This is a genomic window from Rossellomorea arthrocnemi, from assembly GCF_904424705.1.
In the GTDB taxonomy this organism is placed as follows: domain Bacteria; phylum Bacillota; class Bacilli; order Bacillales; family Bacillaceae_B; genus Rossellomorea; species Rossellomorea arthrocnemi.
Map to the genome: position 1 here is coordinate 212,634 of NZ_CAJGBF010000005.1, position 25,475 is coordinate 238,108.

33 protein-coding genes are annotated in these 25,475 nt (G+C 43.9%); 19 read left to right on the plus strand and 14 right to left on the minus strand.

Going from position 1 to position 25,475, the window contains the following annotated elements:
• Positions 1 to 72: 72 nt before the first annotated feature.
• The 3 genes from BAA9072_RS09845 to BAA9072_RS09855 form a co-directional block, all read right to left on the minus strand.
• Positions 73 to 582, minus strand: coding sequence for a YwgA family protein (locus BAA9072_RS09845; RefSeq protein WP_201714506.1), 510 nt, complete (start codon positions 580 to 582; stop codon positions 73 to 75).
• A gap of 57 nt (positions 583 to 639) precedes the next feature.
• Positions 640 to 1,941 (minus strand): HD domain-containing protein, encoded by a 1,302-nt coding sequence (locus tag BAA9072_RS09850; RefSeq protein WP_201714507.1) that lies wholly within the window; start codon positions 1,939 to 1,941, stop codon positions 640 to 642.
• An 872-nt stretch (positions 1,942 to 2,813) separates the two neighbouring features.
• The gene (locus BAA9072_RS09855) at positions 2,814 to 3,038 is read right to left on the minus strand and encodes a DUF1450 domain-containing protein (protein WP_201714508.1); all 225 of its coding nucleotides are present in this window, start codon (positions 3,036 to 3,038) and stop codon (positions 2,814 to 2,816) included.
• Between the two features lie 246 nt (positions 3,039 to 3,284).
• Between BAA9072_RS09855 and BAA9072_RS09860 the strand changes: the two genes are divergently transcribed.
• Positions 3,285 to 4,100: an RsfA family transcriptional regulator gene (locus BAA9072_RS09860; protein ID WP_330999279.1), complete on the plus strand. Its 816-nt coding sequence runs from the start codon at positions 3,285 to 3,287 to the stop codon at positions 4,098 to 4,100.
• Between the two features lie 220 nt (positions 4,101 to 4,320).
• Here the strand turns inward: BAA9072_RS09860 and BAA9072_RS09865 are convergent, their stop codons facing one another.
• Positions 4,321 to 5,163: a lipoate--protein ligase family protein gene (locus BAA9072_RS09865; RefSeq protein ID WP_201714509.1), complete on the minus strand. Its 843-nt coding sequence runs from the start codon at positions 5,161 to 5,163 to the stop codon at positions 4,321 to 4,323.
• Positions 5,164 to 5,451: 288 nt separating this feature from the next.
• Positions 5,452 to 6,423, minus strand: coding sequence for a phosphate acetyltransferase (gene pta / locus BAA9072_RS09870; RefSeq protein ID WP_201714510.1), 972 nt, complete (start codon positions 6,421 to 6,423; stop codon positions 5,452 to 5,454).
• Between the two features lie 300 nt (positions 6,424 to 6,723).
• Here pta and hemQ point away from each other — a divergent pair, with 300 nt between their 5' ends.
• The 3 genes from hemQ (at position 6,724) to gerQ (ending at position 8,995) form a co-directional block, all read left to right on the plus strand.
• Positions 6,724 to 7,470 (plus strand): hydrogen peroxide-dependent heme synthase, encoded by a 747-nt coding sequence (gene hemQ, locus BAA9072_RS09875; protein ID WP_201714511.1) that lies wholly within the window; start codon positions 6,724 to 6,726, stop codon positions 7,468 to 7,470.
• 607 nt (positions 7,471 to 8,077) lie between these two features.
• Entirely contained in the window at positions 8,078 to 8,500 is a 423-nt protein-coding gene (locus BAA9072_RS09880) for a cell wall hydrolase (RefSeq protein WP_201714512.1), read from the plus strand.
• Between the two features lie 51 nt (positions 8,501 to 8,551).
• Positions 8,552 to 8,995: a spore coat protein GerQ gene (gene gerQ / locus BAA9072_RS09885; protein ID WP_201714587.1), complete on the plus strand. Its 444-nt coding sequence runs from the start codon at positions 8,552 to 8,554 to the stop codon at positions 8,993 to 8,995.
• Positions 8,996 to 9,044: 49 nt separating this feature from the next.
• Here gerQ and BAA9072_RS09890 read toward each other — a convergent pair whose 3' ends face one another.
• The 5 genes from BAA9072_RS09890 to BAA9072_RS09910 all read right to left on the minus strand — a co-directional run bounded on the left by BAA9072_RS09890 (position 9,045) and on the right by BAA9072_RS09910 (position 11,470).
• Positions 9,045 to 9,416 carry a DUF423 domain-containing protein gene (locus BAA9072_RS09890; RefSeq protein WP_201714513.1) on the minus strand — a complete coding sequence of 124 codons (372 nt, stop codon included), beginning with the start codon at positions 9,414 to 9,416 and terminating at the stop codon, positions 9,045 to 9,047.
• A 20-nt stretch (positions 9,417 to 9,436) separates the two neighbouring features.
• On the minus strand, positions 9,437 to 9,724 hold the full coding sequence (locus BAA9072_RS09895) for a YwdI family protein (RefSeq protein ID WP_201714514.1): 288 nt from the start codon (positions 9,722 to 9,724) through the stop codon (positions 9,437 to 9,439).
• An 80-nt stretch (positions 9,725 to 9,804) separates the two neighbouring features.
• The gene (locus BAA9072_RS09900; RefSeq protein ID WP_201714515.1) at positions 9,805 to 9,981 is read right to left on the minus strand and encodes a uracil-DNA glycosylase; all 177 of its coding nucleotides are present in this window, start codon (positions 9,979 to 9,981) and stop codon (positions 9,805 to 9,807) included.
• A gap of 43 nt (positions 9,982 to 10,024) precedes the next feature.
• Positions 10,025 to 10,696 carry a uracil-DNA glycosylase gene (locus BAA9072_RS09905; RefSeq protein WP_201714516.1) on the minus strand — a complete coding sequence of 224 codons (672 nt, stop codon included), beginning with the start codon at positions 10,694 to 10,696 and terminating at the stop codon, positions 10,025 to 10,027.
• A gap of 15 nt (positions 10,697 to 10,711) precedes the next feature.
• Positions 10,712 to 11,470 (minus strand): DUF4230 domain-containing protein, encoded by a 759-nt coding sequence (locus tag BAA9072_RS09910; protein WP_230980815.1) that lies wholly within the window; start codon positions 11,468 to 11,470, stop codon positions 10,712 to 10,714.
• A gap of 147 nt (positions 11,471 to 11,617) precedes the next feature.
• On the opposite strand from BAA9072_RS09910, the gene BAA9072_RS09915 reads away from it, so the two are divergent.
• From BAA9072_RS09915 to bshB2, 4 genes are all read left to right on the plus strand, one after another.
• The gene (locus tag BAA9072_RS09915; protein ID WP_201714517.1) at positions 11,618 to 11,968 is read left to right on the plus strand and encodes a general stress protein; all 351 of its coding nucleotides are present in this window, start codon (positions 11,618 to 11,620) and stop codon (positions 11,966 to 11,968) included.
• A gap of 162 nt (positions 11,969 to 12,130) precedes the next feature.
• Positions 12,131 to 12,940 (plus strand): pyridoxine/pyridoxal/pyridoxamine kinase, encoded by an 810-nt coding sequence (gene pdxK / locus BAA9072_RS09920; RefSeq protein ID WP_201714518.1) that lies wholly within the window; start codon positions 12,131 to 12,133, stop codon positions 12,938 to 12,940.
• 223 nt (positions 12,941 to 13,163) lie between these two features.
• Positions 13,164 to 13,511: a YojF family protein gene (locus BAA9072_RS09925; protein ID WP_201714519.1), complete on the plus strand. Its 348-nt coding sequence runs from the start codon at positions 13,164 to 13,166 to the stop codon at positions 13,509 to 13,511.
• 34 nt (positions 13,512 to 13,545) lie between these two features.
• Positions 13,546 to 14,229, plus strand: a complete 684-nt coding sequence (bshB2, locus tag BAA9072_RS09930) for a bacillithiol biosynthesis deacetylase BshB2 (RefSeq protein WP_201714520.1) — start codon at positions 13,546 to 13,548, stop codon at positions 14,227 to 14,229.
• Positions 14,230 to 14,274: 45 nt separating this feature from the next.
• Here the strand turns inward: bshB2 and BAA9072_RS09935 are convergent, their stop codons facing one another.
• The gene (locus BAA9072_RS09935; RefSeq protein ID WP_201714521.1) at positions 14,275 to 14,415 is read right to left on the minus strand and encodes a hypothetical protein; all 141 of its coding nucleotides are present in this window, start codon (positions 14,413 to 14,415) and stop codon (positions 14,275 to 14,277) included.
• A 467-nt stretch (positions 14,416 to 14,882) separates the two neighbouring features.
• Here BAA9072_RS09935 and BAA9072_RS09940 point away from each other — a divergent pair, with 467 nt between their 5' ends.
• The 4 genes from BAA9072_RS09940 to BAA9072_RS09955 all read left to right on the plus strand — a co-directional run bounded on the left by BAA9072_RS09940 (position 14,883) and on the right by BAA9072_RS09955 (position 18,245).
• The gene (locus BAA9072_RS09940) at positions 14,883 to 15,611 is read left to right on the plus strand and encodes an ABC transporter ATP-binding protein (protein WP_201714522.1); all 729 of its coding nucleotides are present in this window, start codon (positions 14,883 to 14,885) and stop codon (positions 15,609 to 15,611) included.
• A complete protein-coding gene (locus BAA9072_RS09945; RefSeq protein WP_201714523.1) occupies positions 15,601 to 16,617 on the plus strand; it encodes an ABC transporter permease in 1,017 nt (338 codons plus the stop codon). The genes BAA9072_RS09940 and BAA9072_RS09945 overlap by 11 nt, the downstream gene beginning before the upstream one ends.
• Before the next feature lie 33 nt (positions 16,618 to 16,650).
• Complete coding sequence (locus BAA9072_RS09950; RefSeq protein ID WP_201714524.1) at positions 16,651 to 17,298, plus strand: TetR/AcrR family transcriptional regulator; 648 nt, start codon at positions 16,651 to 16,653, stop codon at positions 17,296 to 17,298.
• Positions 17,299 to 17,450: 152 nt separating this feature from the next.
• On the plus strand, positions 17,451 to 18,245 hold the full coding sequence (locus tag BAA9072_RS09955) for an SDR family NAD(P)-dependent oxidoreductase (RefSeq protein ID WP_201714525.1): 795 nt from the start codon (positions 17,451 to 17,453) through the stop codon (positions 18,243 to 18,245).
• Positions 18,246 to 18,295: 50 nt separating this feature from the next.
• On the opposite strand, the gene BAA9072_RS09960 is transcribed toward BAA9072_RS09955, so the two are convergent.
• Positions 18,296 to 18,640 (minus strand): hypothetical protein, encoded by a 345-nt coding sequence (locus tag BAA9072_RS09960; RefSeq protein ID WP_201714526.1) that lies wholly within the window; start codon positions 18,638 to 18,640, stop codon positions 18,296 to 18,298.
• A 1,017-nt stretch (positions 18,641 to 19,657) separates the two neighbouring features.
• Here BAA9072_RS09960 and BAA9072_RS09965 point away from each other — a divergent pair.
• The 7 genes from BAA9072_RS09965 to BAA9072_RS24200 all read left to right on the plus strand — a co-directional run bounded on the left by BAA9072_RS09965 (position 19,658) and on the right by BAA9072_RS24200 (position 23,282).
• Positions 19,658 to 20,233: a sigma-70 family RNA polymerase sigma factor gene (locus BAA9072_RS09965; protein ID WP_201714527.1), complete on the plus strand. Its 576-nt coding sequence runs from the start codon at positions 19,658 to 19,660 to the stop codon at positions 20,231 to 20,233.
• A gap of 3 nt (positions 20,234 to 20,236) precedes the next feature.
• Positions 20,237 to 20,458: a helix-turn-helix domain-containing protein gene (locus BAA9072_RS09970; protein ID WP_201714528.1), complete on the plus strand. Its 222-nt coding sequence runs from the start codon at positions 20,237 to 20,239 to the stop codon at positions 20,456 to 20,458.
• Positions 20,459 to 20,662: 204 nt separating this feature from the next.
• Complete coding sequence (locus BAA9072_RS09975) at positions 20,663 to 21,295, plus strand: D-Ala-D-Ala carboxypeptidase family metallohydrolase (protein ID WP_201714529.1); 633 nt, start codon at positions 20,663 to 20,665, stop codon at positions 21,293 to 21,295.
• A gap of 20 nt (positions 21,296 to 21,315) precedes the next feature.
• Positions 21,316 to 21,858: an N-acetylmuramoyl-L-alanine amidase family protein gene (locus tag BAA9072_RS09980; protein WP_201714530.1), complete on the plus strand. Its 543-nt coding sequence runs from the start codon at positions 21,316 to 21,318 to the stop codon at positions 21,856 to 21,858.
• A gap of 33 nt (positions 21,859 to 21,891) precedes the next feature.
• Positions 21,892 to 22,044, plus strand: a complete 153-nt coding sequence (locus tag BAA9072_RS09985) for a YvrJ family protein (protein WP_201714531.1) — start codon at positions 21,892 to 21,894, stop codon at positions 22,042 to 22,044.
• A 71-nt stretch (positions 22,045 to 22,115) separates the two neighbouring features.
• On the plus strand, positions 22,116 to 23,072 hold the full coding sequence (locus BAA9072_RS09990) for a nucleoside hydrolase (RefSeq protein ID WP_230980816.1): 957 nt from the start codon (positions 22,116 to 22,118) through the stop codon (positions 23,070 to 23,072).
• 111 nt (positions 23,073 to 23,183) lie between these two features.
• Positions 23,184 to 23,282: a putative holin-like toxin gene (locus BAA9072_RS24200; RefSeq protein ID WP_224944134.1), complete on the plus strand. Its 99-nt coding sequence runs from the start codon at positions 23,184 to 23,186 to the stop codon at positions 23,280 to 23,282.
• A gap of 70 nt (positions 23,283 to 23,352) precedes the next feature.
• Here the strand turns inward: BAA9072_RS24200 and BAA9072_RS09995 are convergent, their stop codons facing one another.
• On the minus strand, positions 23,353 to 24,444 hold the full coding sequence (locus tag BAA9072_RS09995) for a PQQ-dependent sugar dehydrogenase (protein ID WP_230980817.1): 1,092 nt from the start codon (positions 24,442 to 24,444) through the stop codon (positions 23,353 to 23,355).
• A 58-nt stretch (positions 24,445 to 24,502) separates the two neighbouring features.
• The gene (locus BAA9072_RS10000) at positions 24,503 to 25,372 is read right to left on the minus strand and encodes a Cof-type HAD-IIB family hydrolase (protein ID WP_201714532.1); all 870 of its coding nucleotides are present in this window, start codon (positions 25,370 to 25,372) and stop codon (positions 24,503 to 24,505) included.
• Positions 25,373 to 25,475 lie beyond the last annotated feature (103 nt).

A 25,475-nucleotide genomic window follows, 5' to 3' on the forward strand; every position in this document is an offset into this window, starting at 1 on the left:
ATCGGTGACTTATTTTTATGGAAAAGGGATCATCCGGTTCGGATGATCCCCACAATCATATAAGAACGTTCTCTACTGAACGATTTTTTTCATTCTTAATCCTTCGATGTAGGCGAAGGCTTCGTCAATCTCTTCTTCTGTATATTTCTGCTTACTCTTAAGTGTGAATACTTTCTCCACGACTTCTTCTTTTGGAAGGTTATCAAAATATAAGACTGTCGAAACAAGCTCTAAAAAGCGTGCCGATTGAATGTTCATATCCGTGAGGCAATCTTTCAGGTAAGGCATATCCTTTTCATAAAGTTCCAGGAAGTCCTCTCCTTCTTTCGTAACGGTGTAGCGGTATTGATAGTACCCACCTTTTTTCTCTTTCATTTCCGAGATGAAGCCCATATTGCATAGCTCCTCCACCCGCAGCGTCAGTTCTTCAGAATACGGGCCATAAAAATGAAATTGAAATTTTTCCTGAAATGGGAATTCAAGCTTCTTGGCGATGAATATCATCTTCTGAAGCTTTTTCCTTCCCACCACTTCACCCGAGGCTAAGAAGGCACTCATCAGTTTTGCATGATCTTTCAACAATGTACGTCATCTCCTACTCCTAGTATTGCTTATTTCAGATCCACGTTTGTGCGTCGTCTATGTCAGTTCCAGAATATTCCTTATTTGTCTCTTAATATTCTTCTTCGTCGATTCGTCATATAGTAAATCCACTGGATAGTATAATTTGTGATCGGTCCGTCGCTTTCCGGAGATGGAATCGACGATATCCGACTGCCTTGAAAGTTCACGCAGTTCCTCATTTTTCATTAACAGATGAATCGGGAGTCGTTCTTCTTCCTCACCTGGCCTGTAGAAATCGTATGGAAGGTCTGAAGATGAGTCCACCACTAAATAATAGTCGGGATCGATCCCCGCTTTTTTAAACAGGGCTTCCAGTTCACTGTGCTTCTTATATTCCTTGGCCGGATCGAATTCCACATACTTAAATAAATTCCGGTTCATGAACCTCTCACAAAGGTCCCGTAAAATCGGATCCTCTTCTTCCTGCCATGTTTGGAAATAGTACATGATGACCGCTTCATCCAGCTTTAAATAATCCTCAAGGGACACCTCTTCCTCAAACAGGGAATAGAAATGGATCGGACTTTGCTTAAAGGAATAAAATTCTTCATGAAGCTCCTTCGCCCTATGTAGAATCTTCGTCAGGATCACTTCTGCACTTCGGGTGACCGGATGGAAATAAACCTGCCAGTACATCTGATAGCGGCTCATAATGTAATCTTCCACTGCATGCATCCCGCTCTGTTTGATCACTACTTGGTCCTCACGGGGTCTCATCACGCGAAGAATTCGTTCCATATCGAAATGCCCGTAGCTCACTCCTGTAAAATAGGCATCGCGCTGCAAATAATCCATACGATCCGCATCGATCTGGCTCGAAATGAGGCTGACGACCAATTTGTTTTTGTACGTCTTCGCAATCACTTCGGCTACATGCTTCGGAAAATCCGGCCCCACTTTTCTGAGAACTCCATTCACCTCTGTATCCCCTAAGATGATGGCTTGAGTGAAATGCTCGTGATCGAGGTGAAACACTTTTTCAAATGAGTGGGAAAACGGTCCGTGCCCGAGATCATGCAGTAGCGCAGCACATAAGGACAGTAATCGTTCATCCTGATTCCATTCCGGACGGCCGACGAAAACGTCATCCACGATGCGGCGGATGATCTCATATACGCCAAGGGAATGATTGAAACGGCTGTGTTCCGCTCCATGAAAGGTCAAGTAGGTAGTTCCCAGCTGTCTGATCCTGCGGAGTCGCTGGAACTCTTTTGTCCCAATTAAATCCCAAATCACGCGATCCCTTACATGAACATATCGATGAACAGGGTCTTTAAATACTTTTTCTTCATGTAATTTCTGCTTGGCATACTCCATCTTCTACCCTCTTCCTAAACTAGCATATTTCTATTATAGCGACTTGTGTCCTGGTATTCATCTCGAAATTTGTCGAAAAAAATAGGTATTTGGCTTCTGAATGATCAGTCCCAACTGTTCCAATTCCTTCAAAAAAAGTTAAACACTTGACAAAAAACCTCTCCTCATTATTTCTCTACCCCTTATCTAGTTTCCTTTTCCGTTTTTGTACAAACTTTTTTTACTGCTCTTTTCAATTAAACATTGTTGTTAGTTTTTACAAAGACTATGATTTCCATGCTCTGTCCACCAGAATGTACTAGAGGGAGAGGGGAACTGCTTCGCTTTCCGCGGACGTTCGACCGAGCCTCCTCTGCAACTTCGCTTCCGGGGTCTCGGCACGCCCGTTTTCCGCAGGAGTCTGCGCCGTTCCCCTCTCCCTCTTAAAAGTTTTGGCGTGATAGAGCTAAAAGATTAAAATCAGTCGAGACACTAATTTCTTTAATAGACTTCAAATGAAGCAATTCAATTTTTTTAAAGTTATATTTTCACACAAATAAAGAAACCATACATAGTCAGTTGATTGGAACGGAAGGTGCTCGACTCCTGCGGGGGGAAGGCAGAAAAGCGGAGGCGGCTCATTCAGTCCCGACAAGCATAAGCTAAATGGGCTAAGAAGGCGTTCTTTGCCTTCTTGGACCATTTAGCTTATGACCCTAGCCGCCGGAGCTGGACAAGTTGAGACCCCGCCCGAGGAGGCTCAACTCACGTGCCGCTAAAAGCGAGCACCTCTCGCTGTAATCAACCACCACTCGCTTCCTCAAAAGCCATAATCTTTGCTTAAAGAGTCTTTTAAACAGAAAAGAAAAAACTCCCTACACGGAAGTTTCCCTTTATTTCTTTATTTTCTTGATTACTTTTTCCATGAGTTCATCTTCAGTCAACGCCGCTACAGGACGATTATTCACAAATGCGAATGTTTTCTTGCGTCCTGGACCACAATAGGATTGGCACGCAATATCGATCGGTGCATCCGGGTCGATTTCTTTTAATTTTGGAATCAAGGTCTTTAGGTTAACGGCCTGACAATCATCGCAAACACGAAATTCGTTTGCCATCTGTCAACAACCCTTTCTATCTATTGAAATGGATTTCATTCGTTGGAAACATCGAGTTATAGAATACAGTCTTCTGTCATGTTTTGCAAGTGAACATCGTTTCCATCTTGTGGAGAGCATCACTGATACAACGAAACTAGCAGACAGAAAATAATTTTAACATATTCGTATAAAAACCTTGAAAATGGTCCATCCTTTAATCAACGAATCATTTAAGAAAACTTTGGGAGTTGAGATGAAATGATGATGAAAACAAGACAGGATGCCTGGACGGAAGAAAATGATCTATTATTAGCCGAAACAGTTCTGCGCCATGTCCGTGAAGGCAGCACACAATTAAACGCCTTTGAAGAAGTTGGGGACAAACTGAACCGCACATCCGCCGCATGTGGATTCCGTTGGAACGCCGTCGTGCGACACCAATACGAGAAAGCTCTTCAACTAGCAAAAAAACAACGCAAACAGCGCCACCGCATCCTTGGAAAAGACCAGGGCGGCAAGAAAAAGCTGTTGTATCAGCCACCTACGCCTTCATTCGAAGATTTAGATGCTATGTCTCTATCAATGTCTGAAGCGGAAGAAGAAATGGAGTTCGCCGAGTATGAAAATTACGTACCGGAAACGGAACAACTGACGAAAGAAACCGAAGAAGCATCGAAGAACTATGAAGTGGAAGCAAGCGAGGAACAAATCTACGTTCCACAGCAGGCACCTGAAGCAAACCATACACTAAAGCCATCAGGACTGAAAGGTGAAGTGACACTTGAGAAAGTCATTGCCTTCCTGCAGAACCTCGCTCAAACCAACATGAACTCCGACTACGTAAAAATTGAGAATCAGAGATTGAAGCAGGAGATTTCCGACATCCGCAAAGAAAATGCTGAACTTGAAAAGAAAGTCAAAGCCCTTGAAAACAACTCCGTCACAATGCAGGAAGACTACGAAACACTGATGCAAATTATGAACCGTGCCAGAAAGCTGGTCCTGTTCGATGAGGACGATGCGAAGGCACCCCGTTTCAAAATGGATCGTAACGGTAATTTAGAAAAAGTGGCTGAATAGAGTGATTCCTAACCAGTATGCCTGTGGGTGTACTGGTTTTTAGTATGGGAAATGGAGTGTACATAGCTTATAGATTTTGTGAGTGAATGAATAATATATCTCATTAGTTAAGGAAAGGAACCCGATTGGGTCATTTTTTCATCTATTGCGTATTTTACTCTTTTAACCCAATAAAAAAACCGGACCTCCCTATTAACCGAAGCCCAGTCTTCCTATCCTTCTACCCCAACACCTTCTCATTCCGATCAACAACCCGCTGGTAATACATGTCGTACATGGCGTACTCTTCCCCCTGAAGGGCACTGCTGTAAAATTCACCGCTGAATCCTTTCAACGACTGCAGAAAGCGGAGCATCACGTCTTGAATCGATAACTCGACCCCAAGGAGCTCCGATAAAGAAGCCATCACTTCAGGATCAATGACAGGAAACGTAAACTTCGTCGTCCCATCCTTTAACCCGGTCTCATAAAACCGTTGAATCAGCGTCGCCCGCTCAGAACCGCTTCCATTGACACAGAGGTAGACTTGCACAGCTACTCCGTTCCGGATTCTCCGCTGGGAGATCCCCGCGAACTTCTGATCATTGATGCTGAGATCATAGCTTCCGGGGCAATAGGACCGGGTGATTTCCTTCGCTTCGATCTCCACATCAAAGTCCTTGAACATATCCATAACCAGTAACCACATAGCATCGTAGCCACGATTTATGTCGATCCCTTTTTCAGAATCTGGGAAGACCAATGATAGATTCAATACTCCTCCATCCAATACAACCGCGAGGCCCCCGGAGTTTCGTACAATATATTGATAGCCTTGCTCTTCCAATCCCTTCAAGGCATCAGAAAGGAACGGCAGCTTTGTATCTTGTATACCCAATACGACCGTTTGATGATGAACCCATGAGCGTGCCGTCGGGTCAGACTGACCTGCTCCAATTGCCGTACACAATGTATCATCCATGGCAAACGACTGCAAAGCTCCAAACATCGGTCCTAAACTCGACTGATCAATCACTCTCCATCGTTCTTGACGAAGCAGTGCATATGCTTTTTCCTTATCCATAACGCTTCTCCTTCACTTACAACATGCGAGCCCATTATATCATAGAATGGCGGGGTTGCTGAAATAGAGGTGGGCAATCCTTTTAGATTGGTTGCCTGTTAAGAAATGCGGATTTTTTGACAGGTGAATATTGTGATTTATTTGCCTGTTAAAAATGGCGGTTGTTTTGACAGAGGAATATCCCTTGACATTTACCTGTCAAAATCAGAATGATATTTAACAGGCAACTGAACACACTAAAAAAACCGAACCCCTAAAGGATCCGGCTTTCCAATAAATCTGTAACGTTTACAGAGCCTGAGCTGCCGTAATCAACGCAAGCTTATACACATCTTCCTCGTTACATCCGCGTGAAAGATCGTTCACAGGTGCGTTCAACCCTTGAAGGATCGGTCCAACCGCTTCGAAGTTTCCTAGGCGCTGGGCGATTTTGTATCCGATGTTTCCGGCTTCTAAGCTTGGGAATACGAAAACATTGGCATTGCCTTGGATGTCGGCACCAGGTGCTTTTTTCTCCGCTACAGACGGGACGAAGGCAGCATCGAATTGGAATTCACCGTCGACAGTCAGTTCCGGGGCATTTTCTTTTGCGGCAGAAACGGCTTCAACCACTTTTTCCGTTTCAGGTGATTTTGCCGAACCTTTTGTAGAGAAGCTCAGCATCGCAACGCGTGGATCGATGTCGAACATCTCTGCTGTTTTCGCACTTTCGATCGCAATTTCAGCAAGGTCTTGGCTGTCAGGTGAAATGTTGATCGCACAGTCTGCGAATACATACTTCTCGTCTTCACGTACCATGATGAAGACACCGGATGTCTTACGGACGCCTTCTTTTGTTTTGATGATCTGCAGGGCCGGGCGAACCGTGTCAGCTGTTGAATGCGCTGCCCCGCTTACAAGACCGTGAGCCTGGCCGGTATAAACAAGCATCGTTCCGAAGTAGTTTCCGTCCAACAGGATTTTCTTTGCATCTTCTTCTGATGCTTTTCCTTTACGGCGTTCGACGAAGGCTTTCACCAGCTCGTCCATTCCAGAAAATGATGCCGGGTCGACAACGTCACATCCGTCAAGCTTCACACCTAGCTGATCCGCTTTCGCATTAACTTCATCTATGTTTCCAACGACGATAGGAGTTAAGATGCCGTCACTCGCTAAACGGGATGCCGCTGTCAGAATACGCTCATCTGTCCCTTCTGGGAAAACGATTTTTAATTCTTTGCCTTTTACTTTATCTGTTAATGTGGTAAATAAGTTGCTCAATAGAGGAACCTCCTTGATTTATACATATCCAATCTTAGAATACTCTTCTCATATAGGAATTCAAGGAAAAGGAGAAATGATACCGGTTTCACTGTAAAAGTCTTTGTTTTCTAATAATTCCTTTACCCTGTCCACTACTTCCCTAAGCCTAAATAACAATCTACCAAGATAGTGTGTTCCAGAAATCCACCGCCTATCCAACATTTGTGCCATTTTAGCGACATTGGGTTTTGTAATCTTACTCTTAGGTCAAACTATGATATAGTAAAGTTGGAAAAAGTACTTTAAGGAGTGATTACGTTGGCAGAACCGGCACAAACATTAGATGGTTGGTATTCCCTGCATGATTTTCGTGCGATGGACTGGACTTCATGGAAGATGCTTCCGAGTGAAGAAAGAGCATCGGCGATTTCAGAATTCCACCGTTTCTTAGATCGATTGAACAGCACTCAGGAAGCAAAAGAAGGAAGTCATGCTCTTTACACGATTGTAGGTCAAAAAGCGGACTTCATGCTGATGATCCTTCGTCCGACAATGGAAGAATTAAATGAGCTGGAAAATGAATTCAACAAACTGAAAATTGCTGAATTCACGATCCCGACATTCTCCTATGTTTCTGTCGTGGAACTTGGTAACTATATGCCTTCAGAGGGCGACCCTTACGAGAATCCATATGTACAGGAACGTATCTACCCGATCCTTCCGAAAGCGAACCATATCTGCTTCTATCCCATGGACAAGCGTCGCCAGGGTAATGATAACTGGTACATGCTGCCGATGGAGGAGCGTCGTGACATGATGAGAAGCCACGGAATGATCGGTCGCCAATACGCAGGAAAAGTAAAACAGATCATAACAGGTTCTGTTGGTTTCGATGATTACGAATGGGGTGTTACCCTATTCGCCGATGATGTGCTTCAATTCAAAAAGCTTGTGTACGAAATGCGTTTTGATGAAGTAAGCGCCCGCTTCGGTGAATTCGGTGCCTTCTACGTAGGAAACCTGTTAAAAGAAGAAGGCATCTCAAAATTCCTTCAAGTGAACTAAATACACGACAAACGACAAGTCTTTGTGGCTTGTCGTTTTTTTATCAGAATGGTGTTGGTTGATTTCCACTCCAGTTGCTCGCTTTCCGCAGGGCGTGAGTTGAGCACCTTACGTTTCAATCAACTTTTCAAGCATGGGTTTCTTATTCGCAATTCAAAATAAGTACTTATTTGAAAATGAGAAAAAAGCATTATCAAAATGCGTTGTGTTCGATTTTGGCTCTTATAGAAGAAGAACGAATGTTTTCTTTCAGACCTTCTTTCCTCATTTGTAAGCTTTGTCACTTCCTTTCGTAAAGTTGTGTGAGGGGAAAAGAAAGCACTACATACGTAAAAGCACAGAGTGAATTGAAGCGGAAGGCACTTGACTCCTGCGGGAATAGAGGAAAGGTCGAGACCCCACAGGGCGCAAGCCCGAGGAGGCTCGACTTCCTCCCCGCCGGAAAGCAAGTGCCTGAAGCGGAAAGGAACGGTCCACTTTCAAAACAACCACTTATTTTAACAAACCATTCCCCCCCCTTCCTTCAAAAATCACAAGAATATATTAATCCCCCACAACATAGACATGAAATAGTGAGACATAGCATCTTCTAAAGTGAGGTGGGAAGATGGCTGTTATTCCTTATAACGAGAAGGAAGTGAAACTTCTGGCTCGACTGATGAGGGCTGAGGCCGAAGGTGATGGACAGCAAGGCATGCTTATGGTCGGGAATGTCGGTGTGAATCGTGTACGATCCGACTGCCTTGACTTTAAGAAATTAGCTAGTATTCAAGATATGGTTTATCAAAGTCCAGGTGGATTCGAGGCACCCCAAAAAGGGTACTTTTACCAACGAGCCCGGCAAAAGGAAATCGATTTGGCGCGGAAGACCATTAAAGGTAGCAGGTACCACCCCGCATCTTATTCCCTTTGGTTCTTTAAGCCTGCCGGCAACTGCCCGGATCAATGGTATAACCAGTCTAACTCGGGGCGGTTCAAGTCCCACTGTTTCTACCAACCCACCAAAGGCGATTGTCCGAAAGTATATTAATATCATTCAAAGGAGGTATTCGGTTTGGCGAACCAACAATCAAACCCTTATATGCAAGGGTATAATCAATCTGCGTATAATCCTTATGGCCAGTATTACGGCGGGGGGCAAGGTCAGGGACAGTATTTTCCACAGCAGCAAGGTGGTGGAGGTTATCAAATACCTTCCCCGACGAATGCTCCGGCACCTTCTCAAAATGTTCCGGGAATGCTCCCGATTGAGGAGTCATATATCGAGAATATTCTTCGGTTGAATAAAGGAAAGGTAGCGACAGTGTATGCTACCTTTGAAAACAATCAAGAATGGAATGCGAAAGTATTCAAAGGAATCATTGAAGCCGCTGGTCGGGATCATCTCATCCTGAGCGATCCTCAAACCGGGACACGGTACCTCATTCCAATGATTTATCTAGATTACATTACATTTGATGAAGAAATTGAGTATGAATATCCATACGGTGCTGGCGGATCTATGCCAGGCTATTCCCAGCGATAATGAAAACACCCTGTAAGGAAACCCACTTCCTTACAGGGTATTTTCATGTTTATAACGTTTTCGCTGCAAATACAATCAGGAGTATCCAAGCTGCGAGGAAGCTGACTCCTCCAAGTGGTGTGATCGCCCCGAGCACTTTAATTCCAGAAATGCTCAATACATAAAGGCTTCCTGAAAAAAGAACGGTTCCAATAAGCATCAGCCACCCCGACCAGGAAAGCAGGGATGTTGGTGTAACATTACCCATCAGCACTCCGACGATGATGATTCCAATTGCATGGAACATCTGATAGAGAACCCCTGTATTCCACGTATCGATGTATTTTTGTGAAATCTTCCCTTCCAAGGCGTGGGCGCCGAAAGCTCCAAGTGCAACGGATAAAAAGGCATTGATTGCACCGATAATGATAAATGTTTTCATGATGAACCTCCTACTCTTGTTTAAAAGTCAAATAATGAATTGCCGTTGGCTCCGTCATCCGTTTCAAGGGGCTCGTCCTTCTGAATGGAAACGGGCTTTTGGACCGGTTGTGATTCCTGAAAATACGTTTGCTGAGGTTGTGAAAACGTCTGTGAGACAGATGCCACATTATTTTCTTCCAGCAATACTTCACATAGTGCCTTTATGGAATAAACATGCTCCCGGATTTGTTGGGATTTTTCTGCCGTCTTCGCTTTACCGAGTTCATGTTCAATTTTTTTGATTAATGATTGATGTGGGATATTCACAATGGTTGACTCCTTCCACAAGATCTCTCATACAATATGTACGTCTTTATCCTAAGTCTTATTGAAGGATTTCGCAAATATCATCGTTGTTTCGGTTTGAATTTCATACACGGACTTCCTGAGGATTGAAAAACCACCATGGAAGGCATCGCTTTTGTTTTGAAACCGTAGCCTTTACATCCCCTCGGATGAGCCTGCTCCCACGTCGTGTAAAAATAGTGACATTGAAAGCAGTTGATCCTTTCTTCCTTTTTCACACAATGTTCCTCCCTAAGTGTTTCACGTGAAACATCTCGCCCATTACTCCAGGCACCAGTCGATTTCTTTCATCCCCTGCTCCCGAAGAAACCTGTTTGTTTTTGAATAAGGTCTGCTTCCAAAGAATCCACGGTGGGCCGATAATGGGCTCGGGTGTGGTGCCGTGACAATGTAGTGCCTTGATGAATCAATCAACGACTGCTTCGCCTGGGCAGGCTTCCCCCATAACACAAACACCACCGGCTTTTCCCGCTCATTCAATAAAGAGATGACATGATCGGTGAACCGCTCCCACCCCTTCCCCCTGTGGGAGTTGGCTTTGCCATTCTCGACGGTCAGCACCGTATTTAATAAGAGGACACCTTGTTCAGCCCACTTTACCAATGATCCATGGGCGGGAAATGGACACCCTAAGTCATCTTGAAGCTCTTTGTACATATTTCGTAAGGATGGAGGGATTTTAACCCCTTTCTTCACCGAAAAACTTAACCCTTCTGCCTGATTCGGTCCGTGATACGGATCCTGTCCCAATAAGACCACTTTCACGTCCTCATATGCAGTATAGTGGAAAGCATTGAAAATATCGTACATGGGAGGATGAGGTGTGTTCGTTTCATACTCATCCTTCAGCCATTTCCTTAAATTATGGTAGTACTCCTTCTGAAGCTCATCTTCCAGAACGTGTGCCCAATCATTTTGAAAAATTGCCGACACTGGTAGACACCCTTTCTAGTTTTGAAAATCAATCGTCACATCATAACCTAATTGTTCAAAGAAACCCTTCAGTGATTTTTTTGCATTTTTCTCAGCTGCTTGAAGAACTCCCTGTTCGATCGCTTCCTCACTGATTTGATCCTTTGCCACTTCCGCAAGGGCAAAGCCTTCATTCCAGTCCACATCATTCCTGAAGATCCCTTCTACAGAAAACGTCTTGATGTTGTCCGTATCAATCGACGGCTCTTGAAGGATCTCAGCACGCGGCAGTGTTAATTGAATCTCTTTCTTCTCTTCATTCACTACTATATCCTGCTCATCAATCCCTTGTAAATCGACCCCTGCGAGAACGGTTCCGGGAACGACCATCAGAAGTTTACGTTTCGTTCCCGGAAGATCTGCATTGATCTCTTTCCCGAACAATTGATTATCCTCCTGCTCGATCACGGCTTTTACAAACCCCTGAGCTGTAGCCAGTGAGCTCATTTCTTGAATCCGTTCGACAAATGACCCCTTCTCTTCTGTAAAGGTAGAGCCGGATAACCAAGAATAAACTCCTATAGAGGCTCCTCCCACCGCCAGCAAGACCAATAGCAGGATGAATATGACTCTTCTTTTCCACAATGATAGGAGTTTATGTGTCAATCCCCAATGTCTACTGCTTCTATTATCAATGGCCAAAGAGGCACTAGTTTCTCTTTCAGTCGCTTTCAAATCTGCCAGGATCGCTTCCATTTCTTGTATTTTCTTGTATTGACTTGTCAATGGTTTCACCTTCCTCTCTTCTATTATAGGAATAATGTAGAATCTTGGAAACAATTATTCTCCCAAAAGGCATTTCTATATTTTGGAAAGTTTGAATTTTGTACGACCGGGAAAAGAAAGGACAAGACATTAAATTAATTATGGGAGGTAATAATCATGTATAAAGTTCAAACAGCTGAAAATGTGGTAGAGGCTAAGAGAGAAATTGAAATGTTCACAAGTGAAGGTTTCACTAAAGATGATATTTATGTTTTCGCACATGACAAACATCGCTCTAAGCACATTACCGAGGCGACCCATACGGAATCCACAGGTATAAAAGAACAGGGAATCATTGAATCCATGGGGAATGTATTCAACAGCCGTGGAGATGAGCTCCGTTCGAAAATGAAGTCAGTAGGGATGAACCAGGCAGAGGCAGATGCCTATGAAGAAGAACTGGATAAAGGCAAGCTTGTCATCGTCGCTTCCAAAGAAGCAACGGATAATAATGCGAAGCCATTCTAGATTTGTTTAACACTCACTGAAAAGACGTCGATGATTTCACATTCGACGTCTTTTTTGCCGTCATCTAAAGTCTAAAGGATTTGTATTTACCCACGTGATATTATATTCTTTAGTCAGACTTTTACGATGATAACGAACTATTTTCATAGGAGGAATGCAACCATGACTTTGAAAAAAACACTCACGATCGCGGGAAGCGACACAAGTGGAGGCGCCGGGATCCAAGCCGACCTTAAAACATTCCAGGAGCATGGCGTTTATGGGATGACGGCTCTTACCACTGTTGTGACGATGGATCCGAACAACCATTGGCATCACAATGTTCATCCATTATCCATCGATACTCTTGAAGCGCAATTGGAAACGGTCCTGTCTGTCGGAATCGACGCCATGAAGACCGGAATGCTTGGAACAGTTGAAATCATTGAGCTTGCGGCAAAAAAAATCGATGCATACGGTTTAAATAAAGTGGTCATCGATCCCGTCATGGTATGTAAAGGAGAAGATGAAGTTCTTAACCCTGAAACAACAGATGCCATGAGAGAACACTTATTGCAGCGCGCAACTGTTGTTACCCCTAATCTGTTCGAAGCTGGTCAGCTTGCCGGGACAGGTCCGATCAAAACAATTGACGATATGAAGGAAGCGGCCAGGAAAATTCATGACCTCGGTGCGAAAAATGTCGTTATTAAAGGCGGAAAGCAATTACAACATGACAAAGCCCTTGATTTATTTTACGACGGAAACGATTTCACCCTGCTTGAAGAGGAAAAAGTGGAAACGACATATAACCACGGAGCCGGATGTACGTTCGCAGCAGCCATCACCGCGAACCTGGCCAACGGACAAGACGTGAAAGAAGCGGTACAAAACGCCAAAACATTCGTCACAGCAGCCATCAAACACGGCTTCAAACTGAACGAATACGTAGGACCCGTCATGCACGGAGCATACAACCGCCATAAAAAATAAACCACCGGTCTCGTGCCAGGCACCAATCAACCATTTGGTGCCTGGCACTTTTTTGAGAGACGGACCTCTTAATAATGAGCCACGGAACTCCCGGAATCGAATAGAAATAAGTCCCCTCTCCAAGCTTCCCCTTCCCAATCATACTTTTCGCATTCACTCATGAATTTTAGTAAGATAGTACATAATGGTTAAGAGTCTTTTCTGTATTTAAGGAGGAAAAAGAATGGAACCGATCAAGATTGCCGATGTGCAGGGGATAATCACCCAGTTTGCCCGTCAGGACGTTTATATACATTTAGAAACTACCAATGGAGCCTACGCTTCACACTTCAATGAGGGCTTTTTCTCGGCCGGAGCCTATATCCGCAATGCGAAAGTCAATTATGAGCTTGGTAAAATCATTGGGGACGGACCTTACCGTGTCGGTCTGAAGATCGAAATCGGCTGGATTTATGCCGAGGGACTGACTCACTATGAATTCGATGAACACGGCCGTCTGTTACTTGCAGGACATGGTGGTGACGGGAAACTCGCCGTTGCCCTTGAAGTCAGTCCTACACCTTTCAATTAAACTACTTGAACCTATTTATAAAGGAGAGGTCAACATGGAAAAAGAAAGACAGGTACTTGTCATCTTTCCTCACCCGGATGATGAAGCATTTGGTGTATCAGGGACCATTTCCACACACGTAAACAATGGGACCCCCGTCACCTATGCATGTCTCACATTAGGGGAAATGGGAAGAAACTTAGGGAACCCACCCTTCGCGACCCGGGAGTCCCTTCCTTTAATCCGGAAAAAAGAACTGCAAAAAGCCGCTGATGTGATGGGAATCCAGGATCTGCGTATGATGGGATACCGGGATAAAACCCTTGAATTTGAAAATGATGAAAAGCTTTCAAACATGGTGACGGAGCTGATCGAAGAATTAAATCCGTCTCTGATCATCACGTTCTATCCCGACTATTCTGTCCACCCGGATCACGAGGCAACCGCAAGAGCCGTCGTTCGCGCCGTTCGACGCCTTCCTAAAGAATCAAGACCGAAGCTTCACTGCCTGGCATTCTCTAAGAATTGTGAAGAAGTACTCGGCAAGCCTGATATCCTGGTTGATATCAAACAGGTGAAAGATCAGAAAATCGGTGCCATGAAGGCTCATATCTCTCAAACGGCATGGATGCTGAAGGATCTTGAGAAAGGCATTCAGCAGAATGACCCTGATTCATTAAAATGGGTGACTGTCGAACGATTTTGGAGCTACCAGTGGGAAAATGACAAGGTTGAATAATGAGTTAAAAAGAGTGTTGGGCCATTGCTCATGCTCTTTTTTTATTTAGATTCTTCTATATATAAACAAGGCTCTTTTCGTAAAGATTGTTGCTTTTTGAACAATTGATGTTTGAAATATGTCAACCGGTGTTGGGTGAATGGGACGAACTTCTTCATCAGCTAAAACGATTGGCGTTATCGGCACACCCGATCCCCTCCGGAGTCTACGCAATTCACCTCGCCGTTAAACGCGATTTGAGTAACAAATACATACTAGTGACACGAGGCAATCGAAAGAGCAGGACGTTGAATCGCTCAATACTTAGAAAGAAGCTAGAGTTAAAACGTAAGGGATTTATATATGTCTATTGCAGACACACACACTTAGAAAGGTGATTGGAACGGAAGGTGCTCGACTCCTGCGGGAATAGCGGGAAAGTTGAGACCCCGGAGGGCAAAGCCCGAGGAGGCTCAACTCACGCCCCGCGGAAAGCGAGCACCTGGAGTGGAAATCAACTAGCACTCACTAATTAAAAAACAACAAAGTTTGCGAAAATAGCCATAAACAAAGAGAATAAAATAATGAGTGATCACTCACTTTACAAACAGACGCACATACCTTATATTATAAGTGAGTAATCACTCACTACCACTAGAAAGGTGTGATTTCACATGGACTCCATTATCCAATTAAGTGCGCTCTCAAAATCTTTTGGCTCACAGGACGTATTAAACAATATTACTCTCCACATTCCCAAAGGACATATTTATGGTTTATTAGGTCCTTCCGGTTCAGGAAAAACAACGCTCATCAAGCTGATGATCGGACTTGAAACGCCCACGTCGGGAACTGTATCTTTCAAAGGAAACGAATTAAAAGCAAGTGACCTATACCCCACCATTGGATATATGGCCCAATCCGATGCCCTTTACGATGAACTGACTGCAAAAGAGAACTTATCTTTCATGGCATCCCTTTATGGGTTAAAAAAAGCCGAACGTAAAGGACAAATAGAAAAAGTGATGAACACCGTTGATCTTCTGGAACACCTGAATAAGCCCGTTCATCAATATTCAGGTGGGATGAAACGAAGACTTTCCCTTGCGATCGCTCTCCTTCATGACCCTGAAGTCCTATTCCTTGATGAACCGACGGTTGGGATCGATCCCGTCTTACGAAAAGAAATCTGGGATAGCTTCCACCGGCTCAAAGAAGAAGGCAGGACACTGATTATTACGACCCATGTCATGGATGAGGCAGAAAGGTGTGACCAGCTCGGGCTCCTCCAGCATGGAGAGATCATATCCAGCGACACACCTGCCGGGATTAAAGATGCGTACGGAGTTTCTTCGATTGAAGATGTATTTTTGAAAAATGGAGGTGTTTCCATTGAGAATTAGAGGATTTGTCATCCGTATTCTTCAGCAGCTCCTTCGTGATAAACGGACATTGGCTTTAATGTTCCTGGCACCATTGTTGATTCTCAGCATGCTTTCTCTCGTGTTTAACTCTGAGGACTATGAAGCCAAAGTTGCCATCGTGGATCTGCCGCAACAAATGGAAGCGAAGTTCGATACACAGGATTTCCAATCCTATGCCAATACCGATAAGGCTTTGAAGGACACTAAAAGTGGAGAACTGGATGGGTATATTTCATTTGAAGATCCCACGTCACCATCCATTGTTCTAGAAGGCAGTGATCCCACTGTCAACGGTGCTGTTATGAAGAAGATTCAGACCCTGTTTCCTTCCAGTTCACAAAATCTTTCCGATGAAGTGAAGTATGTCCATGGAAGTAAGGACATGGAGATGTTTGACTCCTTTGGACCTGTCCTTCTTGGATTTTTTGTCTTCTTCTTTGTGTTTTTAATCAGTGGGGTCTCCTTTTTAAGAGAAAGAACGACAGGGACTCTCGAGAGACTGCTTGCTTCCCCCATTAAAATTTGGGAAATGGTCATCAGTTACGTCATCGGCTTCGGCATCGTGACGCTCCTCCAGGCGTCCTTGATTTCGTGGTACTCGATTTATATTCTGGATATGATGATGAAGGGCAGCTTTTTCAACGTATTGATCATCATCGTCTTGTTATCGTTCACTGCCCTTACTCTGGGAATATTGCTGTCTGCTTTTGCTAAGAATGAATTACAGATGATGCAGTTCATTCCGATTGTGGTGGTTCCTCAGATTTTCTTTTCGGGACTATTCAATTTAGATACCATTTCCGAGTGGCTGAGCTGGATCGGACCCTTCACCCCGCTTTATTATGCGGCTGATGCATTAAGGGATGTCATGATTCGGGGATATGCATTTGGGGATTTGCTCTTTAATCTATCAGTGCTGATTGGTTTTTCTCTGCTCTTTATCGTTCTCAATGTTGCAGCCCTTCGAAAATACCGTAAAATATAGGTTAGGAAAGAACGACAAGTTAGGGGTTTAAAAATGTCTGAGGAAAAGAATATATTTAAACAGTTATTCGATCAGGAAGAAACACTGACAGAAAAACAACAGAAAATCGTGGAGGCAGCTATCGAAATGTTCGCTGAAAAAGGCTATGCCTCCACCTCTACCAGCCAGATCGCAAAAAAGGCGGGCGTCGCTGAAGGGACCATCTTCCGGCATTACAAAACGAAGAAGGACCTGCTTCTTTCGATTGTATCCCCTACGATGGCCAAACTGATCGCCCCATTTGTGATCCGGGATCTCAATAAAGTTTTGGATGCAAAATACGACCGTTATGAAGATTTCTTGAAGGCGATGATTTTGAATCGGCAGGAGTTTTTGAAAGAGAACATGACCGCTTTTAAAATATTGATACAGGAAATCCCTTTTCACCCTGAGTTAAAGGAACAGTTCAAAGAACATATCGCTGAAAAGGTATTCGAGAAATTCGTAAGGCTCGTTGATCATTATAAAGAAAAGAATCAGATTATCGACCTGCCATCACATGCTGTCGTGCGATTTTCAGCTACAAGCATCGCCGGTTTGCTGCTTGTCCGATACCTCTTCCTTCCTGAAGTCGATTGGAATGATGAGAAAGAGATTGAGATGACGGTTCAGATGATTATGAATGGGATTGGGAAGGGATAAAACGTATAGAAAGGCCTCCAAATGTTGATTTGGGGTCTTTTTTTTGAGAGAAAGTGGAATAGTGGAAGCATTTATTTTCAAAACGGTAATCATCCGTTTCCCACCTCCCCCCATCGGGTAAAACCAACTATACATCACAAGGAGGTAAAAAAATGAGTTTCCTTTTCCATGAAAGCACGTTGAAAGATCAGCATATACTCATCACTGGAGCCACTGGCGGTATTGGATATAAAACGGCAAAAGTGGCCGTTCAGGCGGGTGCCAATGTGACGATCACAGGGCGTAATGAAGAAGTACTGAATCAACTGAAAGCAGATTGTCTGGATCCTGCCAGGGTATTCCTGTATAAAGCAGATCTTACGAGAAACGAAGAACGTGAACAGCTTATATCTGCTGCAAGACAACAGCATGGTACCATCACAGGTCTTGTGAATTCAGCCGGAATAGGCGGCGGTGATATGGTGGAAACATTATCAGAAGAAGATTTGCGAAACATCATGGAGCTAAACTATTTCTCACTGGTCGGTCTCACCCAAGCTGTTTATAACCAAATGAGAGGGGCAGGAAGCGGAGCAATCGTCAACATTTCTTCCCTTTCCGGTCTGAGGGGGACCCGCGGAAACAGTGCGTACAGCGCATCTAAGTTTGCGGTGACAGGATTTACCCAGGCCTTTGCTCATGAAGCAATCGAACATAATATCAGAGTGAACGCCATCTGCCCGGGATACGTCGACACAGAGATGGGACGACATGCCATCCAATCAAAAGGGGGACGGGAAGGTAGAAGCTATGAGGAACAATTGGAGATTGCAAAGGATAGCATTCCTTCAGGGAGATTAACCTCACCTGTTGAAGTCGCGAACACTATCATCTATCTGTTGACCGATGCTGCAGAAAACATTGTCGGGGAATCGGTTAAAATTTCCGGGGGCAGCGTCATGCGTTAACCTGATGCAAAAACGGGCAAGGATTTCCCCCCCCTGCCCAATTCCAGATTCTAGCTGCCCTCTTGAATTTTCTTTTTGATCTCATCAATATATTTTTTCTTTTCTTTTTCATTTGTTAATTGGTCACTATTTTTATCCTGGAGGTATTTTTGAAGAGCCTTTTCAATCTCTTCATGTGAAGCGTCTTCCGATATGACTCCGGTCTTCTTTAACATCTCTATGATCTTTTCATCGTTGGCCAGAACATCTATCTTGTTCGCAGGCTGATCTGTTTCGTCTTCAGGAACATCTGAATGGACTTCAGTAGAATCCTGATCGTTCTTCCCTTCATCGACGGCACATCCACTCAATAATAAGCTTACCAGTAGAAAGACGAACATCCATTTACCACTCATCCCATCACTTCCCTTTCATAGAGAATGAACCTTGTATACTATATTATATAAAATGGCAGCAATCCCCTTTATTAGAATTAAAAAAACGGTTGAATTCACTCACTTTCCGAGTCTATTCATTGCTTTACATTGTAGTTAATTTATCTTTAGATGAGAGTAGTGTAAAAAAAAGACCGTTCCTTTTCGCTGCAGGCACCTTCTTTCCGTGGGGAGGAAGTCGAGCCTCCTCAGGCTTAAGCCTTGCGGGGTCTCGACCTTTCCTCTATTTCCCGCAGGAGTAAGGTGCCTTCCGCTTCAATCCACTCAGTGATTCTATACTCTGACAGCCTTATGACGAATAACCAAAAAACTTCATGACAATTTGGGTAGTTCCTATCCGGCTTGGACCATGATAGTACTTTTCTTTGCTCAAGTTTACTTAATTCCTCACCAATAATATGAAATTAAGGGACAGATTTATATATATTATTCTTTTTTGTTCTGTAATCTTTAATTTTGATGTTTAGTAAAAGCACGTATACCCCGCCCTTATCGTTATCAATTAACCATCCCCTATTGCTCCAACTACTTTTTCGCCTTCTAAAGCAATAAAATAATCATTCCAACCATCATTACAGAGTAAAACCTCTTTATGAACTCTATCGTAATTATAGAATGCACTTATTATTTCTTCTATGTATTCTAATGAATGTTTATTAAGACGCCGGGAGCTCACCGCTATCCCAGCGGAAATCAACCAACTTCTTGCTTCCTCAAAAGCCACAAACTACTTAAATAAAGATGCTGCAACAGACCTCCATTCATTCTAATAAGTGGTTAATCAGGGAAATTTAGTGCATTCATCACTTACTTCATTATGTAATATATGGTTTAATAGATAGTACTATGGGACGATATTAAAGAAGAAGGTTGTGGAAAGGGTCCCCTTCTGCTTCTTTATAAAGTAAAAGCTGAGAGATTTTTTCTCCTCTTTTTTTTACTTCAAAATCGAACATATGTTCTATTGGTGGTGAAAAAATGGATTCATTATTGAGTGAATTTTATCGTCATTATCCTCATCTCAAACACAATAAAGCCGTTGAGTCCTTTATCAGTCAATCGGAGAACCAGCAGTTAGTTGAAGATTTTTTACGTCACCCCAGTGCATGTAAGGAAGAACGTTTAAACGAAGCTTTTAAAGCCCATTATTTTGATATCCGGTTTACCTCTTACGTCAGTTCATCTCTTTATTTTCACAGTGTGAACTTCGACAAACATACAAGAAAATATAGCGAGCGACACCCTCTGACCCTGGATAAAAAGGGAGATGAAGAAGGTGGATCGTATATCGATCTTGTACCAGATCCGGCATCGGATTTTGCGCCTTTCACCAATTATTCGACCTTAACGGAATGCTTGGAAAATGAAGAACTCTTACAGGCTTATAAAACGTTGACCGATAAACAGAAGCATATCCTGGACTTAGCCTATGTGCAGGAATTATCCGATACGGAAATCGCAAGAATGCTTCGTATATCACAACAGGCCGTGTCCAAGACCCATAGAAAAGCTTTACGCATATTAAAATCCATTATAGAAAAAGGAGAATCATAAACCATGGGAATTCTATACGATCTAGTAAAAGAAGCGCAGGGCAACACGGAATATGAAACGAAGGTCATCCGGACGTTCGAACCGAAGATCAAGAAATCATTGTACCTGACCCGTGTCGAGAATAGAGAAGATCTCGAACAGGAGTTAAAGATCAAATTGATCCGGTATGTCCGGGACTATTCACTGGAGAATGTACCGGGATTATTTGATGTGAATGAACAATAAGGAGAGGACAAGCGCCCAATTGCGGGTGCTTGTCCTTTTTCCTTGTACTGATCTTTTAGATGTTTTTTTGAATAAAGGTTGTCTTTTTCCCCTGCAGATCTTCTTTATACAGTGTAAGGCAAGAACAAAGAGTGAGAAGGATTGGGATGGTCTTTCTTCCTCTTCATCCCCTTTGCCTAAACCATATCAAGGGAGCGATGATGAATGAATTGGACACGAACATTACGACAAGGTGATTCGGGCAGTGACGTGAAGGAGCTTCAAATCCGCGTTGCGGGCTGGGCAGCAAGTTCCCCTTCGAAAACGTATGTATCTGTGGACGGGGCATTCGGTCCGGGAACAGAAGCAGCCGTTAAACGGTTCCAGAGTGCATATGGACTTTCAGCTGACGGAATTGCCGGAGAGCAAACACATAGTCAGCTGAATGCACTTGAAGACAGCGACGGATCGACGGTCCACTTTGCATTCAGTGAATTCTATTCCAAGGACGGAAGCGGCTTTTCTGGAGGGAACGTCGGGTCAACTCAGGTAAAAGAGAATGTGAGACGACTCATGTACAAGCTCGAAGCCCTTCGAAAAAAACTGGGGAACCCACCCATGGTCATCAATTCCGGATTTAGAAGCATCACCCATAATCGAAATGTCGGCGGTGCCTCTAACAGTATGCATACGTATGGAATCGCAGCGGATGTGGATCCTTCAGGAAAGACACCGGCTCAAGTGGCGGAAGTCGCTAAAACATGCGGTTTCAGCGGGATCATCAAATACTCGACATTCGTTCATAATGACAGTCGCATTGAGTACCCGTATGGTGCGGGATCGTATTACTGGGCTTAAGTAGAAAAGGGGGAAAACATATGCCAATCATCGTACTTGATCCAGGCCACGGGGGAACCGACCCCGGAGCTGTTGGAAACGGGCTGCAGGAAAAGGACCTTACGTTAACGATCGGTCTGAAGGTGAAGCAATTACTGGAAGCAAACTATATCGTTGATGTTCGTTTAACCAGGGAAGCGGACGTCTTTGTTGAACTGGCGGAGAGGGCAGATTTCGCCAATAACCTTGGGGCCGCTTACTTCGTATCCCTCCACCACAATGCAGGTGGAGGCACCGGCTTCGAAAGCTACATTTATCCTGGTACAAGCTCTTCGGAAACGGGAAGACGACAGGACGTTATACATGAAGAGATCATGAATTTCCTCTCAGGCTACAGTTTACGGAACCGCGGTCAAAAAGAAGCCAACTTCTCCGTATTAAGAGAAACGTCCATGCCTGCTATCTTACTTGAAAACCTCTTTATCGACAGTGTGAATGATACGAATCTCTTAAAAGACCCTACCTTCATCACCGGGCTTTCAACCTCAATTGCGTCAGGCATCGGAAAGGCATTGAATCTCTAGCTGGATAGGCTGATTTGGAAAGGAGAAGCACAAATGGATTATTCCGTATTTGTACAATTACTTGGTAATTTCGGATTTCCCATTGCCGTCACACTCTTTCTATTAGTGAAGCTTGAGAAGAAATTGGAACAGCTCGAGCTTGCCATTCATGCTCTATCAAAATCGTTAAATAAAAATGGAAAATAACCTGAGAATCGGTTAATCTAGTGATTTCGAACAAGCAACATCTCCGCCTCCTACATACACCATAGTAGGAGGTGTTTTCTATTAAAAAAATTATTCTATTTTCAGATACCGGCATAGATGATGCGATTGCCTTGATCTATGCCTTAAAGAATCCTGACATAGATGTACTGGCCGTTGTCAGTGGATTTGGTAACACAGACCGGAACAAAAGTTATCGAAATGCAACCTATCTATTAAGTTTATCAGGTCATGAAGAAATACCGGTCATTGCCGGAAGCACACGGCCATTAAATGGTGAGGAACCTGAGTTTTTCCCTGATATTCACGGAGTGGAAGGACTTGGACCGCTACTCCCACCAGATCCCGAAGAACGATATGGGAACAAAACCAATTTCAGTAAGTTGTTTCAGTTGATCAAGAAGCATCCTGGTGAAATAACGATTGTGAACGTGGGAAGGTGTACGTCTCTTGCTATCGCCTGGCTCTTAAGTCCCGAAGTCATGACTCTGGTGAAGGAAACGTATATTATGGGAGGGGCCTTTCTCGTTCCAGGGAATGTCACAGCAGTAGCCGAAGCGAACTTTTACGGTGATGCAGTGGCAGCGGACATTGTGTGCAGGTTTGCTCCGAACCTGACTGTGATCCCGTTGAATGTCACAAGAAAAGCTCTCCTCACACCAGCACAAGTGGATTTCATCCATTCCAGGGCCAAGACGCCGTTGGATCAAATCATCAAGCCCATCCTGGACTTTTACTACGAAGCTTATCAGCAGCTGGAGCCGGGAATTGCAGGGACTCCCCAACACGATCTCTCTGCTGTCATGGCAGCCGCAGCAATCAGTGGGCTGTTCACCTACGAGAAACGGGGGATCCGTGTCCAGCATGAAGAAAGCTATTCCAACGGCTTGAGCATCGCTGACTTCAGACCGGGGACCACAAACTGTTTTGGGACAGGCTGTTCACGAATAGCGGTTTCGATCGATGAGGATGTCTTTCTGTCAAATGTGTTGGATGTATTAACCCAATAATGAAAAAAACATGAAACCGGGCTGCACAAAGGTTTCATGTTTTTTTATTTTTTGAAGTGTATAGGACAATCTTGGATCCGGGAAGCCTTAGAGTAAGGAGGCGATGTATACATGGATACATTCGAAGTATTATCTCTGATGCTCAGCTTTGGGATGTTTGTAATTGCGATTCTGAAATATAAAGATAATGATGAAAATAAACATTCATAAACACGCTCTTATAGCGTGTTATTTTTTTGTGAAAAAACATTTCCAATCGCAAAGGGAGGTGTCTTACATTCTATTCTTTATTCATGATTGAATTCAGGTCCACCTCATACAACTTATCATCATTTTCACGGGGGATCCCGCGTCCATCTGTATTGTTGGACACAAAATAAAGGATATCCCCTTCCACCAACACATCCCTGACACGGCCAAAACCGCTGAGCAAATCGGATACCGTTTGAGTTTCTGTATCAAACCGCTTCACGCTTTGACCAGCGAGGGATGCGAACAAAAAATCTCCATTCCAGAAGTCCGCTCCAGACGGGGCCCAGGACGGTTCTCCAGAGTGTGCCAGAGGGGTAGTCAACGAATTCCCCTCCTCATCACCTGTGATCTTCGGCCATCCGTAATTGTTCCCGGCCTTTATCAGATTGACTTCATCATATCCATTCGGGCCATGTTCGGTTTCATAAAGCTCTCCGTCCTGATTCCAGGAGAGACCTTGAGGGTTCCGGTGACCGTAGCTGTAAACATATGAATGTTCAAATGGATTATCCGCCGGTATTCCACCATCCAAATCCATACGAAGAATTTTCCCTCCAAGGAAAGAGAGGTCTTGAGCGTTATCCTGCCTGGTGGCATCTCCGGCGGTAATATAGAGCCTGTGATCGGGACCGATTTCAAGCCTTCCACCCTGATGATATTGACCGCTTGGAATCCGGTCTAACAACACTTCTTCCTCAGTCCATTCGTTTAAGGTCCGCTTCAGAGTAACAACCCGGTTGTAATGGTCACCGGAATCATCGTACGTATAATAAGCAAAGGCCCGCTGATTGTCCTTAAAGTCCGGGTGAAGCACAAAGCCCAACAAGCCTGCTTCAGGCCGGTCCGATAATGGCTTGGACAGACTGGTATTGACAACAGATTTCTTTCCATCCTTTATTTCAACGATCCCACCGGTCCGTTGTGTGATATAGAATACATCACCTTTCTTCTGGATGGACCAGGGAATGGAGAGATCCTGTGCCACCACTTTACTCTCCACACTCGGCTTGTTGACGGATTCACTTTCTTTCTGCTGTACTTCCGGCTGTCCAAACGAGCACGCACTAAGTAGTAAGCTTTGACCAATGATCAACACGAGCCAACTCATTTTGATTTTCATTTTACCAGCTCCCCATAATCGCTTTTTTAACCAGTATGGACAACGGAAGATGTTCTCATTACTTTGCCGGTTGTTGGATCACTTCCTGGATCGCTTTTGCCACACCATCCTCTTTGTTCGTTGACGTGATGAATGGACAGAATTCTTTCACCTGATCCAAGGCATTCCCCATGGCAACAGGTCTTCCGACTACTTTCATCATGGACATATCGTTAAGATTATCCCCCATGGCCATGGCATTCTCCCCTGACAGCCCCCTGTCCTTCAGGAGCTTCTCCAGAGCGACTCCTTTTTGGGCTTCTAGGCTATTCACTTCAATATTTTCTTTACCGGATGAACTGATGGCAATGCCCGACAGTTCATTTAATTTCTCATTGGCCAAAGCCAATTGTTTATCGTCAAAAGAGAAAACAAGAAATTTGTATACAAGCTTGGATGCATCTTCAAATAAAACCCCGTAATCGTCCACCAGTTTAATGTGACCTTTTTCAAATCGTTCTCTTGCAGATTGTCTCACCTGTTCTTCTGATATGCCGGGGTTGGCGGTTGTAAAGATGTCTACGATCAACTCGACTCCCATTTCATAGTTTTCCGTATACGTGCCCTGGTCTGTGTAAATTTCAAAGTATATGCCTGTTTCTTTCAAAACAGAGGCAATCTCTTTTGCACGAGCTGATTCAATTCCCGCCTGATAGATGATTTCACCTTGTTTATTCCGCACTTCTGCTCCATTTGCACAGACGATATCACATGAGATGCCTGCCTCTTGTATAACATAACGGGCTTCCTCATAAGACCTGCCTGTCGCAACAACGACTTCGATTCCCTGCTGCTGTGCATCCAGGATAGCCTGTTTATTCGCTTCACTGATTTCCTGATTTTCATTTAGTAGCGTTCCGTCCATATCTGTAGCAATCAATGTAATCATTTGTAAGCACCTTCCTGTTGTTGAATATTCGTAATTTAGTCATTGTATCATGAAACATTTATCGTTTTGTACTGAACAACCTCCTGAGGATGAATACCCCGGG